The organism is Pseudomonas aeruginosa (assembly GCF_001457615.1).
GTDB lineage: Bacteria > Pseudomonadota > Gammaproteobacteria > Pseudomonadales > Pseudomonadaceae > Pseudomonas > Pseudomonas aeruginosa.
The window spans coordinates 4,257,972-4,276,358 of sequence record NZ_LN831024.1 but is presented as its reverse complement, the minus strand read 5'-3'; the positions used below and the strand labels follow the sequence as shown (position 1 = coordinate 4,276,358).

At 64.0% G+C, this 18,387-nt stretch carries 13 protein-coding genes; 4 read left to right on the top strand and 9 right to left on the bottom strand.

The window, feature by feature from the left end; genetic code table 11:
• Nucleotides 1-93: 93 nt before the first annotated feature.
• From AT700_RS30310 to AT700_RS19515, 4 genes are all read right to left on the bottom strand, one after another.
• Complete coding sequence (locus AT700_RS30310; protein WP_172826491.1) at nucleotides 94-264, bottom strand: hypothetical protein; 171 nt, start codon at nucleotides 262-264, stop codon at nucleotides 94-96.
• A 1,149-nt stretch (nucleotides 265-1,413) separates the two neighbouring features.
• On the bottom strand, nucleotides 1,414-3,132 hold the full coding sequence (locus AT700_RS29745; protein ID WP_078801526.1) for an ISNCY-like element ISPa4 family transposase: 1,719 nt from the start codon (nucleotides 3,130-3,132) through the stop codon (nucleotides 1,414-1,416).
• Between the two features lie 187 nt (nucleotides 3,133-3,319).
• Nucleotides 3,320-4,567: a ribonucleotide-diphosphate reductase subunit beta gene (locus AT700_RS19520; RefSeq protein WP_003086547.1), complete on the bottom strand. Its 1,248-nt coding sequence runs from the start codon at nucleotides 4,565-4,567 to the stop codon at nucleotides 3,320-3,322.
• A 263-nt stretch (nucleotides 4,568-4,830) separates the two neighbouring features.
• Nucleotides 4,831-7,722 carry a ribonucleoside-diphosphate reductase subunit alpha gene (locus AT700_RS19515; protein WP_003082358.1) on the bottom strand — a complete coding sequence of 964 codons (2,892 nt, stop codon included), beginning with the start codon at nucleotides 7,720-7,722 and terminating at the stop codon, nucleotides 4,831-4,833.
• 733 nt (nucleotides 7,723-8,455) lie between these two features.
• Between AT700_RS19515 and AT700_RS19510 the strand changes: the two genes are divergently transcribed.
• The 3 genes from AT700_RS19510 (at nucleotide 8,456) to AT700_RS19500 (ending at nucleotide 11,395) form a co-directional block, all read left to right on the top strand.
• The gene (locus tag AT700_RS19510) at nucleotides 8,456-9,166 is read left to right on the top strand and encodes a winged helix-turn-helix domain-containing protein (protein WP_003082360.1); all 711 of its coding nucleotides are present in this window, start codon (nucleotides 8,456-8,458) and stop codon (nucleotides 9,164-9,166) included.
• A gap of 83 nt (nucleotides 9,167-9,249) precedes the next feature.
• Entirely contained in the window at nucleotides 9,250-10,866 is a 1,617-nt protein-coding gene (locus AT700_RS19505) for an ATP-binding protein (protein WP_048521263.1), read from the top strand.
• A gap of 319 nt (nucleotides 10,867-11,185) precedes the next feature.
• Nucleotides 11,186-11,395, top strand: coding sequence for a cold-shock protein (locus tag AT700_RS19500; protein WP_003082372.1), 210 nt, complete (start codon nucleotides 11,186-11,188; stop codon nucleotides 11,393-11,395).
• A 105-nt stretch (nucleotides 11,396-11,500) separates the two neighbouring features.
• Here AT700_RS19500 and AT700_RS19495 read toward each other — a convergent pair whose 3' ends face one another.
• From AT700_RS19495 to ndvB, 4 genes are all read right to left on the bottom strand, one after another.
• On the bottom strand, nucleotides 11,501-11,884 hold the full coding sequence (locus tag AT700_RS19495) for a hypothetical protein (RefSeq protein ID WP_003082373.1): 384 nt from the start codon (nucleotides 11,882-11,884) through the stop codon (nucleotides 11,501-11,503).
• Between the two features lie 17 nt (nucleotides 11,885-11,901).
• Nucleotides 11,902-12,705 (bottom strand): putative RNA methyltransferase, encoded by an 804-nt coding sequence (locus AT700_RS19490; RefSeq protein WP_003101808.1) that lies wholly within the window; start codon nucleotides 12,703-12,705, stop codon nucleotides 11,902-11,904.
• Nucleotides 12,705-13,856 carry a succinyl-diaminopimelate desuccinylase gene (gene dapE, locus AT700_RS19485; RefSeq protein WP_003082377.1) on the bottom strand — a complete coding sequence of 384 codons (1,152 nt, stop codon included), beginning with the start codon at nucleotides 13,854-13,856 and terminating at the stop codon, nucleotides 12,705-12,707. The genes AT700_RS19490 and dapE overlap by 1 nt, the downstream gene beginning before the upstream one ends.
• 114 nt (nucleotides 13,857-13,970) lie before the next feature.
• Nucleotides 13,971-16,580, bottom strand: a complete 2,610-nt coding sequence (ndvB, locus tag AT700_RS19480; protein ID WP_023089996.1) for a glycosyltransferase NdvB — start codon at nucleotides 16,578-16,580, stop codon at nucleotides 13,971-13,973.
• A 210-nt stretch (nucleotides 16,581-16,790) separates the two neighbouring features.
• On the opposite strand from ndvB, the gene tcdA reads away from it, so the two are divergent.
• Nucleotides 16,791-17,603 carry a tRNA cyclic N6-threonylcarbamoyladenosine(37) synthase TcdA gene (tcdA, locus tag AT700_RS19475; RefSeq protein ID WP_003086553.1) on the top strand — a complete coding sequence of 271 codons (813 nt, stop codon included), beginning with the start codon at nucleotides 16,791-16,793 and terminating at the stop codon, nucleotides 17,601-17,603.
• Here tcdA and AT700_RS19470 read toward each other — a convergent pair whose 3' ends face one another.
• Nucleotides 17,604-18,332, bottom strand: a complete 729-nt coding sequence (locus AT700_RS19470; protein WP_003082383.1) for a 4'-phosphopantetheinyl transferase family protein — start codon at nucleotides 18,330-18,332, stop codon at nucleotides 17,604-17,606.
• Nucleotides 18,333-18,387 lie beyond the last annotated feature (55 nt).

Genomic DNA, 18,387 nt, shown 5'->3' with positions numbered 1-18,387 from the left:
CGTTACTGGAAAAACCTAGATTTTTAGTGGTCATGAGGGAAAAGATCACTCTGTTGCTTCAAGCCCTGACTCCTTTCAGGGCGTATGACGGGGTCAGGCCCGGATCAGCGGGCGTGGACTGTCGAGGAGTTGGGGGCAGTCGGAGAGGGGGATCCAGGTCTTGCCTTGCCAGTGCAGGGTGTCGATCTCGGCGGTTTTCCAGTGCAGCACGGCGCGCTGGGGCGTGGCGTTGGGGCGGGACTGGCTGCGCAGGCGTGGCAGCACCGAGCCGCTGACCCAACGCGCAAACCCCGTGCCGCGCCAGGCGCTGCGAGCCAGAGCAGAGCGTAGAGCCCGGACTCGCTGACCAGGCAGTCCTGGCGTGGCCCGTGGCGTTCGTCATGGAGCCAGGCGAGCCGCCACTGATCGGTGTCCAGATGCCGCTCCAGCGCATGGCAGAGGGCGAACAAGCGCTCGCGCTGTTCCGCCGTCGCCAGCGGCCACGGCGCCTCGTCACACAACGCCGCCGGCGCCCGACCGCCCAGGTAACGGCCCAGCAGCCGTGCCAGGTCGGAGAGCACGAACCAGCCTTCCTCATCCAGCAGCACGGCGCGCAGGACCCGATGGTGGTGGGTGAAACGGCTGTAGTGGAGGGGGGCGTCAGACATGGCGCACCTCCGGGGAGGTAGTGGGATGAAGCGGTGTGGATGGAGATATGGGATTGGTGATAGGCATTTCCGTTACCTCTGCGTGATGTGACCAGCTTTCTTGGGCTGGGGTGCCGGGAGTTAAGAAAACCCCACGCAGAGGGCCGGACATATTTCCCTTTCGGGTCTTGTATTCGTCCACTCCCGGCGTTGCAGAGATTTTGAGGGCGAGAGAATACCGCAGACTCAAAAAAGCCGCTTGGCTGTCGGGAGCGGTCTGGCCGCTGCGTGGTTTAGCGTTTCTTAGGCGCCGGTGGCAGAGTATTGAGACGAGAGGAACGAAACAACCGAGCGGAATGAGCGAAGCTGAAAGACTCTCTCTATCAAAGAAACCACATGAAACAAGGCTTTTTACCAAACCTGCGCCGCCCGGCGCTTGGCAACTCTGCCCCATCTTGCGAATCACGCTGTGCGTGATTTGCCCTACCTCTTCCAGAGAAATATCCGACGCTCCGGTCCGCCCCATCAGGAGGCCGAGCGGAATCGTCGTGTAGGGGGTTGAGCGGCAGGATGCCGCGAAAGCCGCCTCGGTCCACGAAGGACCGTGGCGGCGTGCCCCCGGAACGGCGATGGAGGGAGGGAACCCCAGTCGCGAAGCGACTGGGGCCGGATGCAGGGGCAAGCGTTTTTGGTTACTTTTGCCGCGACTGGCAAAAGTGACTCGCCGGGAGGCGAAAAGGGAGTGTCAGAAAATAAAAATTTGAGGAATAGCTCCTTAGGGAGTTATTTACAATAGTGACATGGATAGTAAAGCATTTTCAAAATTCATTGAGCCAATGTGATGATACATGCTTTGCAGCATTTTATCCTTGTCCTCGCTGCCTTTGAGGACGTCTAGCGCTATAGTTTTAAAGGCTTTTATATATGTTTCTATGTATTCGCCGGGGTCGATTTCTATTTGTCCTGCTAGTTTTATTATTCCGCTCTTTATGTCGTTGTAGTCTTCAAACCTGCGATTTTTTTTGTCAAGGGCGCTGAATATGGCTAAGAGTGTGACAAATGCCCTATATGATGGTTTGTCTTCTTTCCAAAATCTTTTAAATAGATCCATAATTTCAGGTTTTAACAAACCATCTTTCAAAGACTCCATCGCCGTAGATGATTTGCTGTGGAGCACGAAAAGAGCCTCTAGGAATTTAGATTTTTCAGAGTCTCTTTCGAAGTTTTGAAGTACATCAATTCTAAGCTCGGTATAGTTTGGCGATATCGCATTGTTTGCAGAGCGTGAAAATAGTCCGATAAATATCGATTTTAGTTCATCATAGCAAATTTCATCTTTATATATTTGGTCGAGTAGAGCAAAGGCTGATTTGCCTTTTGTTACTTCTTTTTGGTCGAATTTAAAATTATTCTCTGCTCCAACAGATCTGGCAAGTTGTGGTCTTAGATATCTGGCTAGTTCAAGTTCTATTCGTTCTATTTCTGTCTGGAAATTGGCCGCCTTAGCTATCTCCCATGAATCTTCTGTCTCTACAATTTTTGCTAGCACATGTCCATCGGCAGGATTGACGAAAAATACACTCATAGTAGTCTGGCAGCCGTTTACAATACTAGCATCTCTTAGTTTCAAGGATGAGTTTGAGGTTTCCTCCACTTGTGATGCTCTGATTACTATGCCGTTATTTCTTTCGAGCATTTTCTCTGGCGAGTCTTCGAGTGTTGATGCTATTGCTTCATTGACTGTTTCACGAACCCCGCCGGATTTTACTTTTTTTCCTTGGAATCCTAACCATTCACGAATGTTTTCAAAGAATATAGAGTCACCAGCTTCTTCGTATACGCGTCGAAGTTCGTTGCAAGGTAGTACTCCAATGTATACATTGTTAACCCTGATGTGAGGCGTTTGGAATATTAGTTTTGTTTCTTGGGGGCGAATGTATGTACTTCTATATATGCTCTGTATAGTGGTTAGTATTTCTATTCCATCGATATAATGAAAGCGTTTTTCTTTTTTTATTCTCTCAAGGAAAAATCTTGATGGACGTTGGCTCTCTAAGAACTTTGCTATTATGTTTGATATTTTCGAGGAGGTTATTATCAGGTATTTGCTTGTCTGTCGACTATCTTCTTCTAATGATCCTAGTAGGTCTAGTTCGTGTTGTTTGTTGGTTGCATCTTTTGAGTCGTACTCTTGGAATTTGCTTATAATTAAGTCTACATCATCTACTGACGAAATGGTGTATTTTGACTGTACTCTTAGCTCTACGCCGTTAATTTCTTTGTGTTGAAATATTAGGTCTACACCTTTGTCCCAGCTCTTTTTTGACTTTGTTGCTCTTTCAAAGTCTGAGCCTGCCTCGGTATGAGGAATCAAATGTTCTGCTAAAGAGGCAAATTTATCTCCAATTTGAACGGTTGTTAAACCATCCATCTGGCCTTGGAAATGACTAAAAAGAGATGCGTAGTCCTGAAGGAAGTCTGGAAGATTGTCAGTCTTGTTTGCCATATTTAATCCCTTACTGACTGGCTCTAGATCAGTGGTTTCGTTATATCGTCAACCTAGCATAGCTTATCGGAACATTTTTTCTTGACAAAGGAAAGCCCCGCACAAGGCGGGGCTCTTCATCTCTACCACTGTCCCGAAATCCCTTTCCGGCGACAGCGTCTAACGGTCTTGACCTAAATCGAGAATCTCAATCCCAGCTCAGCGCTCCGCCCGTCTGGTACTCGATAACCCGCGTCTCGAAGAAGTTCTTCTCCTTCTTCAGGTCCATGATCTCCGACATCCACGGGAACGGGTTGGTGGTCCCCGGATACTCTTCCTTCAGGCCGATCTGGGTCAGGCGCCGGTTGGCGATGAACTTCAGGTAGTCCTCCATCATCGCCGCGTTCATGCCCAGCACCCCGCGCGGCATGGTGTCGCGCGCGTATTCGATCTCCAGCTGGGTGCCCTGGAGGATCATCTGGGTCGCCTCGTCCTTCATCTGGGCGTCCCACAGGTGCGGGTTTTCGATCTTGATCTGGTTGATCACGTCGATGCCGAAGTTCAGGTGCATCGACTCGTCGCGGAGGATGTACTGGAACTGCTCGGCGGTGCCGGTCATCTTGTTGCGGCGGCCCATGGAGAGGATCTGGGTGAAGCCGCAGTAGAAGAAGATGCCTTCCAGCACGCAGTAGTAGGCGATCAGGTTGCGCAGGAACTGGCGGTCGGTTTCCGGGGTGCCGGTCTGGAACATCGGGTCGGAGATCGAGCGGGTGTACTTCAGGCCCCACGAGGCCTTCTTCGCCACGCTGGGGATCTCATGGTACATGTTGAAGATCTCGCCCTCGTCCATGCCCAGCGACTCGATGCAGTACTGGTAGGCGTGGGTGTGGATCGCCTCTTCGAAGGCCTGGCGCAGGATGTACTGGCGGCACTCGGGGTTGGTGATCAGGCGGTACACGGCCAGCACCAGGTTGTTGGCGACCAGCGAGTCGGCGGTGGAGAAGAAGCCGAGGTTGCGCATGACGATGCGCCGCTCGTCCTCGCTGAGGCCGTCCTTGCTCTTCCACAGGGCGATGTCGGCGTTCATGTTGACTTCCTGCGGCATCCAGTGGTTGGCGCAACCATCCAGATACTTCTGCCAGGCCCAGTCGTACTTGAAGGGGACGAGCTGGTTGAGGTCGGCGCGGGCGTTGATCATCTGCTTGTCGCCGACCTGCACGCGCGCGGCGGAGCCTTCGAGGTCGTCCAGGCCTTCCTGGATGTCGAGGTCGTTCAGGGCTTTCTTGGCGCGGGCGACGGCGTCGGAGTCGTCGGCGGAAACGGCGCGCGCTTCTTCCACCGAGCCGGCGGCTTCGTCGTCCAGCTTGTCATGGCCCTGGGCAACGGCCTGGGCGGCGGCGGGCGCGGCCTTGGCTTCGGTCGGGTCTTCTTTGTCGAATTCGTCCCAGCTCAGCATCTTGCTCTCTCCTGGTCTGGCGGCCGTCTCGGCGGCCTGGATATGGGGCGTGAGGTGCACGCGAAAGCGGTGGTCCGGCACGGTCTGGCCGGGCCGTTCTTCTCCCCCGGAGGGAAGAAGGGGATTGTTCCTGGCCCTGGCGAGGGGCCTTGCGCTGCCAGCGTGGCGCTGGACGAGCGACCGTCAGGCGCCGGGCAGGCCGAACCCACGCGAGGAGTCCGGCTTGCCCGGCCGCGACACGGACGCCGTTCAGCGACGCGCGATCACTGGCAGGCTTCGCAGTCGGGGTTGTCGATGCTGCATGCCTGCGGCACCGGCGCCGGCTTCGGCTCGGCGGCCGGGGCGGCTTGCAGGCCGTCGTTGCCACCGGCCGACACGGCGTTGAGCTTGCCGGTGTTGATGGTGGACTTCTCGGTGCTGGTGGCAGCCAGGGCACGGAGGTAGTAGGTGGTCTTCAGGCCGCGGAACCAGGCCATGCGGTAGGTCACGTCGAGCTTCTTGCCCGAGGCGCCGGCGATGTACAGGTTCAGCGACTGGGCCTGGTCGATCCACTTCTGGCGACGGCTGGCGGCTTCGACGATCCAGCGGGTCTCGACTTCGAACGCGGTGGCGTAGAGGTCCTTGAGGTCCTGCGGGATGCGCTCGATCTGCTGCACGGAACCGTCGTAGTACTTCAGGTCGTTGACCATGACCGGGTCCCACAGGCCGCGGGCCTTGAGGTCGCGCACCAGGTAGGGGTTGATCACGGTGAATTCGCCGGAGAGGTTCGACTTCACGTACAGGTTCTGGTAGGTCGGCTCGATCGACTGCGAGACGCCGGTGATGTTGGCGATGGTCGCGGTCGGCGCGATGGCCATGATGTTCGAGTTGCGGATGCCTTTCTGTACGCGCTCGCGCAGCGGCGCCCAGTCGAGGGTTTCCGACAGGTCGACTTCGATGTACTTGGCGCCGCGCTCTTCGATCAGCTTCTTCTCCGAGTCGATCGGCAGGATGCCTTGCGACCACAGCGAGCCCTGGAAGGTCTGGTAGGCGCCGCGCTCGTCGGCCAGGTCGCAGGAAGCCTGGATCGCGTAGTAGCTGATGGCTTCCATGGACTGGTCGGCGAAGGCGATGGCCGCGTCCGAACCGTAGGGGATGTGCTGCAGGTACAGGGCGTCCTGGAAGCCCATGATGCCCAGGCCGACCGGACGGTGCTTGAAGTTGGAGTTCTGCGCCTGCGGGACCGAGTAGTAGTTGATGTCGATGACGTTATCGAGCATGCGTACCGCGGTCTTGACGGTCTTCTCCAGCTTGGCGGTGTCCAGCTTGCCGTCGACGATGTGGTTGACCAGGTTGATCGAGCCCAGGTTGCAGACGGCGATCTCGTCCTTGTTGGTGTTCAGGGTGATCTCGGTGCAGAGGTTCGAGCTGTGCACCACGCCCACGTGCTGCTGCGGGCTGCGCAGGTTGCACGGGTCCTTGAAGGTCAGCCACGGGTGGCCGGTTTCGAACAGCATGGAGAGCATCTTGCGCCACAGGTCCTTGGCCTGGACGACCTTGTGCAGCTTCAGCTTGCCGTAGCTGGCCAGGGCCTCGTAGTACTCGTAGCGCTCCTCGAAGGCCTTGCCGTAGAGGTCGTGCAGGTCGGGGACGTCGGACGGCGAGAAGAGGGTCCAGGAGCCGTCGTCGAAGACGCGCTTCATGAACAGGTCGGGGATCCAGTTGGCGGTGTTCATGTCGTGGGTACGACGACGGTCGTCACCGGTGTTCTTGCGCAGCTCGAGGAATTCCTCGATGTCCAGGTGCCAGGTCTCCAGGTAGGCGCAGACCGCGCCCTTGCGCTTGCCGCCCTGGTTGACCGCGACCGCGGTGTCATTGACCACTTTCAGGAAGGGCACGACGCCCTGGGACTTGCCGTTGGTGCCCTTGATGTAGGAGCCCAGCGCGCGCACCGGGGTCCAGTCGTTGCCCAGGCCGCCGGCGAATTTCGACAGCATGGCGTTGTCGTGGATGGCGCCGTAGATGCCCGACAGGTCGTCCGGCACGGTGGTCAGGTAGCAGCTGGAGAGCTGCGGACGCAGGGTGCCGGCGTTGAACAGGGTGGGGGTGGAACTCATGTAGTCGAAGGACGACAGCAGGTTGTAGAACTCGATGGCACGTGCCTCGCGGTCCTTCTCCTCGATGGCCAGGCCCATGGCCACGCGCATGAAGAAGATCTGCGGCAGTTCGAAGCGGATGCCGTCCTTGTGGATGAAGTAGCGGTCGTACAGGGTCTGCAGGCCGAGGTAGGTGAACTGCTGGTCGCGCTCGTGATCGATGGCCTTGCCCAGTTTCTCCAGGTCGAATTCCTTCAGCTTGGCATCGACCAGCTCGAACTCGGCGCCTTTCTCGATGTAGGCCGGCAGGGCCTTGGCGTACAGCTCGGCCATCTCGTGATGGGTGGCGCTCTCGGCCACGCCGAGGAAGCCCAGGGCTTCGGCGCGCAGGGTGTCCATCAGCAGGCGGGCGGTGACGTAGGAGTAGTTCGGCTCGCGCTCGACCAGGGTGCGCGCGGTCATCACCAGGGCGGTGTTGACGTCCTTCTCGGCGACGCCATCGTAGAGGTTCTTCAGGGTCTCGCGCTCGATCAGCGCGCCGTCCACCTCGGCCAGGCCTTCGCAGGCTTCGCTGATGATGGTGTTCAGGCGGCCCATGTCCAGCGGCGACAGGCTGCCGTCGGCGCGGGTGATGCGGATGCTCGGGTGCGGCTGGGCGACATCGCTGGCGGCGCCGGCGTTCTTGCGCTCGGCGGCGCGGGCTTCGCGGTAGATCACGTAGTCGCGGGCGACCTTCTGCTCGCCGGCGCGCATCAGGGCCAGTTCGACCTGGTCCTGGATCTCTTCGATGTGGATGGTGCCGCCGGACGGCATGCGGCGCTTGAAGGTGGCGGTGACCTGCTCGGTCAGGCGGCGCACGGTGTCATGGATACGCGACGAGGCGGCGGCGGTGCCGCCTTCCACGGCGAGGAACGCCTTGGTGATGGCCACGGTGATCTTGTCATCGGTGTAGGGGACTACGGTGCCGTTGCGCTTGATCACGCGCAGCTGGCCCGGCGCGGTGGCGGCCAGATCCTGCGACGAATCGGCGGCCTGCGGCGCGCTGGCCTGCGGGTTCTCGCGTGTGGTGTCGGTATGCATGGGTGGGTATCTCCACGTTCTCGTAATGGTTTTGCTAGCGGGCGCCGGGGCGCCCATTCCCTTGAATCGATAAAGAGCCGGGCAGCCGGCCTCGCGGCGGCTGCTTCATTCGAATGCTGAGGGTGGGGACTGTGAGTGCCTCCCTGGCCCTGGCGGGTTCGTGGCGTTTTGCCGTCGAACACAATACCTAGTGGTGTTGACTGTCTGTTTACAGCGTCCGTTGCAACACCCGTACCGCTTTTCCAACGTCATGAAGGGCTCCTTGCGGTGAGCGCCGTCGATGCTTTCAGTACGTCTGGAAAATGCTTTTTTGCGGAGCCGCCGGAGCCATCAGAGTGGTCCGTGCGCGGTTGGTTCCGTTGTAGCCGTTCGTGCGCTCGAAACCCAAGATATAGGGGGTGGCGACGATGGGGATACAAGATAATGCGCTAATGGGGTGTTTGCAAGGTGACAGTCTGGGGGAAACCTGTGGATAAAGTGTGGGTCTTCTGTGCGTGAGTCCTAGGAAGCGTCCGTAGGCCGCGGCAGCGCTGGAGAATGCCATTCGTCGCCCTCGGAAAGCACCGGCGCAGACCTACTCCCCAACCTTTCGGGGCGCGCACCCTACCCACAATATGTAGTGTTTGCAAGATGTTCCTCGCGTGCTGCCGCGCGGCCCCCGTATTGGCTACAATGCGGGCCGCTCTGAGGGGGGCCGCACGGCGGCTCCGGGACCGCGATACGAGGAGGCTGTGTGGAGCAAGAAGCCTGGCGCATCCTGATCGTCGAGGACGATCGACGCCTGGCCGAGCTGACCCGGGAATACCTGGAAGGCAACGGCCTGAAGGTCGACATCGAAGCCAACGGCGCACTGGCGGCGGCGCGTATCCTCGCCGAACGCCCGGACCTGGTGGTGCTCGACCTGATGCTGCCGGGCGAGGACGGCCTGTCCATCTGCCGCCAGGTGCGTCCGCAATTCGACGGTCCGATCCTGATGCTCACCGCGCGCACCGACGACATGGACGAGGTGCTCGGCCTGGAGATGGGCGCCGACGACTACGTGTGCAAGCCGGTGCGCCCGCGTGTGCTGCTGGCGCGCATCCGTGCCCTGTTGCGGCGCAGCGAGGCGCCGGAAGCGGGCGCCCCGGCGGCGGACAGCAAACGCCTGGCGTTCGGTCGCCTGGTGATCGACAACGCGATGCGCGAGGCCTGGCTGGACGGGACCACCATCGAGCTGACCAGCGCCGAGTTCGACCTGCTCTGGCTGCTGGCGGCGAACGCCGGGCGGATTCTCTCCCGCGAGGAGATCTTCAACGCCCTGCGCGGCATCGAGTACGACGGCCAGGACCGCTCCATCGACGTGCGCATCTCGCGGATCCGCCCGAAGATCGGCGACGACCCGATGCACCCGCGGCTGATCAAGACCGTGCGCAGCAAGGGCTACCTGTTCGTCGGCGAGGGCTGAGGCGCTTTTTTCCTGCGGGCCGGGGCGCGGGCGTCCCGGTCGGCCAGAATCAACAGCAGCGGACAGCGGCCGGGGGCTCGCCGATGAAATCCATCTTCCTGCGCATCTATGGCGGCATGCTCCTGGCCCTGCTGCTGGTCAGCGGCCTGGGCCTGCTCGGCCTGCACTGGATCAACGAGGTGCGCGGCGAGCACTACCGCGAGGAGCTGGCGCGCGGCACCTTCCGCCTGATGGCCGACAACCTGCAACCGATGACCGCCACCGAGCGCAAGCGCGCCCTGGCGCAGTGGAGCCGCTTGCTGGGGATTCCCCTGCAACTGCGCGGGCTGGATGAGCTGCGGATGGACGGACGCAGCCGCGCGCGCCTGATGAACGGCCAGGTGCTGGTGAAGCAGACCGCCGAGCACGCCGTCACCGTCTATACCCAGGCCAGCGCCGCCGAGAACCTGGTGCTCAGCGGCGAGGTGCAGCAGGTCAGCGAGCAACTGGCGCGGGCCACGGTTTACCTGCTGATGGACGAACTGGTGCGCTACCCGGCCAGCGAACAGCCTTACCACCTGGCGCGGATCGTCCGCGACAAGCGCTTCGGCTTCCCGGTGCACCTGCTCCAGGTCAAGGAACTGGACCTCGACGACGACCAGCGCCGGCGGGTGGTGGAGGGCGACACGGTGATGGCGCTGGGCAAGGACGGCGACTCGATCCGCATCTTCGCCGGCATCCTCGACACGCCCTGGGTGCTGGAGCTGGGCCCGCTGTTCCAGATGAACCCCTATCCGCCGCAGCTGCTGTTGCTGCTCGGCGCGCTGTGCCTGAGCTTCATCGGCCTGATCACCTACCTGCTGGTGCGTCGCCTGGAGCAGCGCCTGCGCAGCCTGGAGGCGGCCGCCACGCGGATCGCCCGCGGCAGCCTGGATACTCGCGTCGAGGTGCGCGGAGGCGACTCGGTGGGACGCCTGGGCGCGGCCTTCAACCATATGGCCGAGCACATCCACCGGCTGCTGACGGTGCAGCGCGAGATGGTTCGCGCGGTGTCCCACGAGCTGCGCACGCCGGTGGCGCGGTTGTGCTTCGGCCTGGAGATGATCGAGACCGCCGAGACCGACGGCGCCCGCCTGAAGTACCTGGAGGGCATGGACAACGATATCCAGGACCTCGACAAGCTGGTCGACGAGATGCTCACCTACGCGCGCCTGGAACAGGGCTCGCCGCCGCTGACCTACCAGCGCCTGGAGCTGGGCGTGCTGGTGCGCCAGGTGGTGGAGGAGATCGCCCCGCTGCGCCGCGAGGTGCTGGTCAGTTGCGAGGAGGGCGCGCTGGTGCCTGAGGAGCTGGGCAGTTGGATCGAGGCCGAGCCGCGCTACCTGCATCGGGCCTTGCAGAACCTGCTGACCAATGCGCTGCGGCATGCCGATCGTCGGGTCAGGATCAGCTACCGGGTCAGCCTGGAGCGTTGCCGGGTGGATGTCGAGGACGACGGGCCGGGGGTGCCGGAGGCGCAATGGGAGCGGCTCTTTACGCCATTCCTACGCCTGGACGACAGCCGGACCCGTGCTTCCGGCGGGCATGGCCTGGGACTGTCCATCGTCCGGCGGATCGTCTACTGGCATGGCGGCCGGGCCTCCATCGGCCGCAGCGAGACTCTGGGCGGTGCCTGCTTCACCCTGGCCTGGCCGCGCAAGGCGGGTCTGCGCGACCGCTGAAAAGCCGACGGAAATATGGCGGCTAGCTATCTGCAAGTGCTTGCGCAGACGTATTCCAGGCGTAGCGAAAACATATCGAAAGGCCAGTCCCGCCGGGCGTGGCGGGTATTCCGCCAGGGGCTAAAAAAGTCCTTTTCAGTTGGACTCGTTTGTTTATACTCCGGGACGCGGTGGCTAGTGGAACGCCATTCGAAATGCCCGCTCCAACGGCATTTTGCCGGGGTCGGATAACAAGAACAGCGTTGCGCAGCCGAACCGTCGAAGTCTTCCCGGATTGGGAAGGCCACTTATAAAAAATTGCAAGTTGGAGAGTGTGGTAATGGCTGATCGTGAGGTCGGAACCGTCAAGTGGTTCAATGACGCCAAAGGTTATGGATTCATTCAACGCGATAGCGGTCCGGACGTGTTCGTTCACTACCGCGCCATCCGCGGCGAGGGTCACCGCTCCCTGGTGGAAGGCCAGAAAGTGGAATTCTCGGTGATCCAGGGCCAGAAAGGCCTGCAAGCGGAAGACGTCTCCAAGGTCTGATTCCCGCAAGCAAAAGCCCGTCGCAAGACGGGCTTTTGTCATCCAGCGCATCCACCCCGCCAGGCCCCCGTTGGGCGGCCCCTCGCAGCGCGGGGTTTTCGTCGTTCAGGCGGTGCGCCAGGTAATTTCCTCGACGCCCCCGGCGTCGACCCGCAGCCAGCGGTCGGCGTCCTCTTCGCCCTGGTTTTCCTCCCAGCCGCCCGGCGCGCAGCGGATCTCCACGCCGAGCGCGGCATGCGCGGCCCTGGCGCAGGCGAGGTCGTCGTCCCAGGGCGTGCTGTCGCTCTCCAAGAACAGGCTGTGCCACTTGCCCACCGCCTTCGGCAGCCAGGTGACGCGCACCGCGCCGTGCTCGCCGCGGGCGGTGCACTTGAGGGTCTGGCCGTGCTCCTGCCATGGGCCGCAGGGTCCCAGCGCCTGTTCCAGCCAGGCGGCGACGGCCGCGTGCTCGGCGTCTTTCAGGTAGATCTCGATATCCGGTTGGCGCATGGGGTCCTCGGGGACGGTCAGTCGCGTTGCAGCCAATCGTAGCGCACCGCCACGCTGACTTCGAAGGGTTCGGCCAGGATTCGCGCGCGGCGCTCGGGGTTGACCCGCCAGCCGTGCGGGGTCATGGCCAGGAGGTTTTCCCGCGCGTCGTAGCTGTCCAGCGCCAGGCGGAACTCGAGGGTCTCGGTGTGGCGCAGGCGCAGTTGCGCGGGCAGGCCGGCGAGGTGCTTGTCGTCGGCGTAGTCGCGCACGTCGTCATAGAGCCGCTGGCGCAGTTCCAGCAGGTGCGCGCTGGCCGGGCCCAGGCGCAGTACGCCGCCGCCGGGGGCGAGGACGCGCACGGCTTCGTTCCAGTCGATGGGGCTGAACACGCTGGCGATCAGCTCGCAACTGGCGTCGGCCAGCGGCAGCCGGGCCATGCTCGCCACCAGCCAGGACAACTGCGGCGCGCGGCGGCAGGCGCGTTTCACTGCCTCGCGGGAGATGTCCAGGGCATAGCCTTCGGCGCCTGCCAGGGCTTCGCCGAGCCGGGCGCTGTAGTAGCCCTCGCCGCAACCGATATCCAGCCAGCGTCGCGGCGCGCGTTCGGCGGCCAGTTCGGCCAGGCGCCGGGCCAGCGGCGCGTAGTGGCCGGCGCCGAGGAACTGGCGACGGGCCTCGACCATGGCGGCGTTGTCGCCCGGATCGAGGCTTTTCTTGTGCTGCACCGGCAGCAGGTTCAGGTAGCCCTGGCGGGCGCGGTCGAAGCGGTGCCCGGCGGGGCAGGCGACGCCGTTGTCGACCTCGCCCAGGGCGGCGGAGCAGAGCGGGCAGATCAGCATCAGGCGAGCAGCCTCACCAGGGTCTGGTAGTAGATTTCGGTGAGCAGCTCCAGGTCGCTGGCCAGGACCCGCTCGTTGACCTGGTGGATGGTGGCGTTGACCGGGCCGAGTTCGACCACCTGGGTGCCCATGGTGGCGATGAAGCGTCCGTCGGAGGTGCCGCCGCTGGTCGAGGGCTGGGTCTCGCGGCCGGTGACCGCCCTGATGCTGGCGGCCACCGCATCGAGCAGTTCGCCCGGCTCGGTGAGGAACGGCAGGCCGGACAGCGCCCATTCGACGTGCCAGTCCAGGCCGTGCTTGTCGAGGATCGCCTCGACGCGTTTCTGCAGGCCTTCGACGGTGGATTCGGTGGAGAAGCGGAAGTTGAACAGCGCGGTCAGTTCGCCGGGGATGACGTTGGTGGCGCCGGTGCCGGAGTTCAGGTTGGAAACCTGGAAGCTGGTCGGCGGGAAGAAGGCATTGCCGTCGTCCCAGTGTTCCGCCGCCAGTTCGGCCAGCGCCGGGGCGGCCAGGTGGATCGGGTTCTTCGCCAGGTGCGGGTAGGCCACATGGCCCTGTACGCCGCGGATGGTCAGCTTGGCGCCGAGGGAGCCGCGGCGGCCGTTCTTCACCACGTCGCCGACCAGGCTGGTGCTCGACGGTTCGCCGACGATGCACCAGTCCAGGCGCTCGCCGCGTGCGGCGAGGCGCTCGACCACCGCCTTGGTGCCGTGGTGGGCCGGGCCTTCCTCGTCGCTGGTGATGAGGAAGGCGATGGCACCCTTGTGCTCCGGGTGGTCGGCGACGAAGCGCTCGACGGCGACGATCATCGACGCCAGGCTGCCTTTCATGTCCGCCGCGCCGCGCCCGCAGAGCATGCCCTGGTCGTCGATCAGGGCGTCGAAGGGTTGGTGCTGCCAGGCCTGCAGCGGGCCGGTGGGGACCACGTCGGTGTGCCCGGCGAAGCACAGCACCGGGCCGTCGCCGCCGCGCCGTGCCCAGAAGTTGTCCACCTCCTCGATGCGCATCGGCTCCAGGGCGAAGCCGGCGGCTTCCAGGCGGCGCATCATCAGGGCCTGGCAGTCGGCGTCGAGCGGCGTGACGGAGGGGCGGCGGATCAACTCGCAGGCGAGTTCGAGGGTCGGCGAGAGACTCGGCGAAGAGGCGGTCATGGGGAGTGCATCCTGAGCGGGTCGAGCGGAAAGGGGGAATCTTAAAGCATAAACGCGGGCGAAGGGACGCCGTTTAGGCGAGCGGAGCCGGCTGTCCCGACGCCTCGCTCGACCTCAACCGCCGATCCGCTCGGCGCCGCCGGCCAGTTCCTCGCGCGGTTTCGGCAGCGACGAGAGCAGGGCCATGACCAGCGCCGCCAGGTAGGGCAGCGATTGCACCAGGAGCATGGCGACCCAGATCAGCAGGTCGCGGCTCGGCACGCCCTGAACCGCCACGATGCCGGCCGCCGCGCCCCACAGCAGGAGCATCACGAAGACTTCCTCGCGGGCCTCCGCCAGGGCCACCAGCAGGCCGTGGCTGGAGCGCATCTTCGGCGTGCGGAAGAACGGGATGCCGCGGGTGACGAAGCCGTACAGCACCGCCTTGGCAATGGTGTGCGAGAGCGACAGGCCGGCGAGGGCGGCGAAGAACGAGTCGCGCAGGTCGACGCCGACGGTGCGCCGGTAGAGGAAGAGGATCTTGCCGACCTTGAAGACGAACAGGGCCAGCGGCAGGATCGCGAAGATCAGCAGCGGCGGGTCGACGCGCTTGGGCACGATGATCATCGCCGCCGACCAGAGCAGCGCGCCGAGGGTGAAGAAGATGTTCAGGCCGTCGGCGATCCACGGCAGCCAGCCGGCCACGAAGTGGTAGCGCTGGCCGCGGGTCAGGCGGCTGCCGTCGGGACCGCGGCCGCGCAGCAGGGCGTCGGTATGCCGCTTCATGATCTGGATCGCGCCGTAGGCCCAGCGGAAGCGCTGCTTCTTGAAGTCGATGAAGGTATCGGGCATCACCCCCTTGCCGTAGCTGCGCTCGAAGTAGGCGGCCGACAGGCCCTTCTCGAACACCCGCAGGCCCAGCTCGGCGTCCTCGGTGATGCACCATTCCGGCCATCTCAGCTCGTCCAGCACGCTGCGCCGGATCATGGTCATGGTGCCGTGCTCGATGATCGCGTCGCGGTCGTTGCGGGTGACCATGCCGATGTGGAAGAAGCCCTTGTACTCGGCGTAGCAGAGCCGCTTGAAGGCGCTCTCGTGCTGGTCGCGGTAGTCCTGCGGCGACTGCACCACGGCGATCCGCGGGTCGCCGAAGTGCGGCACCATGTGCCTGAGCCAGTCGGGGTCGACGCAGTAGTCGGCGTCGATCACCGCGACCACCTCGACGTCCGCCGCCACGTGGCCCAGGGCGAAGTTCAGCGCGCCGGCCTTGAAGCCTTCCAGCGGGGCGACGTGGAAGAAGCGGAAGCGCTCGCCCAGGCGCGCGCAGTGCGCCTCGACCGGCTGCCAGACGGCCGGGTCGCGGGTGTTGTTGTCGATCACCAGGACTTCGTAGTCCGGGTAGTCGAGGCGGGCAAGGGCGTCGAGGGTCTGCTTCAGCAGTTCCGGCGGCTCGTTGTAGCAGGGCACGTGGATCGACACCTTGGGCCGATAGGCCTGCGCGGCGGTGATCGGCAGGAATGGGCGGCGCCGCTTGCGCGTCCAGACCGCCTCGGCCAGCTCGTGGGCCTCGGTGAACAGCACGATGACCACCCCCAGCGCGCCGACGCCCAGCAACGCGCCGACGGTCAGGCTGAACCAGGTGCTGTACTGCTGGCTGTAGTCGTAGGCGATCCACACCAGCACCGAGGCGCAGGCGAACGAGACCACGGCGAGGAAGGTCCTCCCGCGCTGGCGCAGCGAGGAACTGTCGATCAGCAGCAGGGTGAAGGCGAGTACCGCGAGTACCGCCGAGGCGATGGCCAGGGCGCGCCACTTGGGAATCGGCACCACCGGCCCGGTGAAGTTGAACTTGGCCTTGCGGTCGGCGTTGTAGACGCCCCAGTAGGCGCCCACCGAGCCTTCGGCGCTGACCTTCCAGGGCTGGTCGAAGGCTTCGATGACGAAGTAGCTGTAGCCTTCGCCGTTGAGCGCGTTGGTCAGGCGCCGCAGGTAGATGGCCTGGTCCGCGGGTGTCGCCTCGGCGCTGCCGCGCATGCGCCCGTTGCTCGGCCAGCCGACCTCGGCGAGCAGCAGCGGCTTCCTCGGGAAGGCGGCCTTGAGTTCGCGCGCGCGTTCGAGCACGAAGTCCACCGCGTCGGCCACCGGCGTAGCCTCCCAGTAGGGCAGGACGTGGGCGGCGATCAGGTCGACGTGTTGCGCCAGTTCCGGGTGTTCGCGGTAGACGTGCCACTGTTCGGCGGTGGTCACCGGAACCTTGACCGCCGCGCGGACCCGGTCGAGGTAGGCGATCAACTGTTCCGCCGTCACCTCGCGGCGGAACAGCGCCTCGTTGCCGACTATCACTCGCACCACGCTCGGCGACTCGTTGGCGATGCGGATGGCGCGGGCGATCTCGGCCTCGTTGCCGGCCAGGTCCGGGCCGAGCCAGATGCCCAGGCTGACGCGCAGGCCGAACGCCTCGGCCAGCGCCGGGATGTCGCCGAGCGCGCCCTGGACCGAATAGGTGCGGATGCTGTGGGTGTGCCGGGCGACCAGTTCCAGGTCGGCGCGCATCTGTTCGGCGCTGGGGTAGCGGCCGCTCTGCGGGTTCTGGTTGAGGCGGAACGGCGAGAAGGAGAAGCCGGAGATGCGTTCCGGCCAGTCCGGTACGCTGACCGGACGGTTGTACAGGGCCCAGATGCCGGTGAAGAGGGCGGCCAGGGCGACGATGACCACCAGGTTGAGCCCGATCTTGCGTGAAGACATAGAGATGAAACCAGGTTCCGGATGTTTCGCTGAACACGGGGCGGCGCATGCTACCCCGCACCCCCGGGGTGTACAGGCGCCGGGCCGGCGGGTCTGTTGCAAGTCTAGTCCGGCCTGCGCGACGAGCCGTAAGAACGCAGGCGACGCGGCGGCCGCGGCTTTTTATAATGCGCGCGGCAATCCGCGATTCGGTTTCAGAGGTGGTTGGTGATGCAGGTGGATGAACAGCGCTTCGGCGGTATCGGCCGGTTGTACGGTCGCGAGGGGCTGCAACGCCTGGCCGATAGCCACGTCGCGGTGGTCGGCATCGGCGGGGTCGGTTCCTGGGCGGCGGAAGCGCTGGCCCGCAGCGGCGTCGGCGAGATTTCCCTGTTCGACCTCGATGATGTCTGCGTGACCAACACCAACCGCCAGGTGCATGCCATCGAAGGCTCGGTGGGCAAGGCCAAGGTCGAGGTGATGGCGGCGCGCATCCGGGCCATCAACCCGGCCTGCCGGGTCCACGCGGTGGCCGATTTCGTCACCCGCGAGACCATGGCCGAGTACATCGTCGACTTCGACTACCTGATCGACTGCATCGACAGCGTGGCCGCCAAGGCCGCGCTGATCGCCTGGTGCAAGCGGCGCAAGATCCCGGTGATCACCACCGGCGGCGCCGGTGGCCAGGTCGACCCGACGCAGATCCAGGTCGCCGACCTGAACAAGACCTTCAACGACCCGCTGGCGGCCAAGGTGCGTTCCACCCTGCGCCGCGACTACAACTTCTCGCGCACGCCGGGGCGCACCTACAGCGTGCCCTGCGTGTTCTCCAGCGAGCAGCTGCGCTACCCGAAGCCGGACGGCACGGTGTGCCAATCGAAGAGTTTCGTCGGCGAAGGGGTGAAGCTGGACTGCGCCGGCGGCTTCGGCGCGGTGATGATGGTCACCGCCACCTTCGGCATGGTCGCCGCCGCCCGCGCCGTCGAGCGCCTGGCGGAAGGCCGCGCGCTGCGGCCGTCGCGGCGCACGCCGGGGAACGCCTGATCAGGCGCCGACCGCCACCAGGCTGAGCAGGCGTTCGTCGAGCACGGCGAACTGGGCATCCAGCTCGCTGCCGTGGCGCCACTCCGGCGACAGGTCGGTGAGCAGGCGCAACCGGGCCTGGCCGTCGGCGCGCCATTCCAGCAGTTCCGCATGTTCGAAGTAGAAGCGCTTGCCCACCAGCGGATAGAGCGCCTTGAACAGGCTTTCCTTCAGCGAGAACGCCAGGGTCACCAGCAGGCCGGTGCGTCGCTCCAGGTCGTCGGCGAAGCGCAGGCGCTCGCCTTCGGTGAGGATCTCGCCATGCAGGTAGCGCGCCCGCTCGGCTTCGAGCAGGGTTTCCACGTCCAGGCCGAGCCCGCGCCAGTCGCCGCGCGCCGCCACCAGGGCGGCGGCCCAGCGGTCGCCATGGGTGATCGAGCCGCTGATCGCGGCCGGCCAGACCGGTGCGCGGTCCTCGCCGACGGCCGGCGTCTGGGCGCGGCCATCGAGGGCGAACAGGGCGGCGCGTGCGCAGAGGCGCCCGGCGAGGAACTCGGCCTGGCGCTTGGCCACCGCGCGGAGGATGTTCGCCGGCGGCTGGATCCCGGCCAGGGCGAAGTCGCCGGGTTGCAGCAGCGCCGGGTCGAAGCGGGTGCTGCGCAGTTGCACGCCGGGCAGCGCGACGGGCAGCGGCCAGCGGTCGTCCAGCGGGGTGCAGAAGGAGGGGAGACGGTCGTTCATGGCGCGCATTGTGCCGGTTCCCGACGTGGCCCACCAGTCACGCGACGCTTACACAAGATTGCAA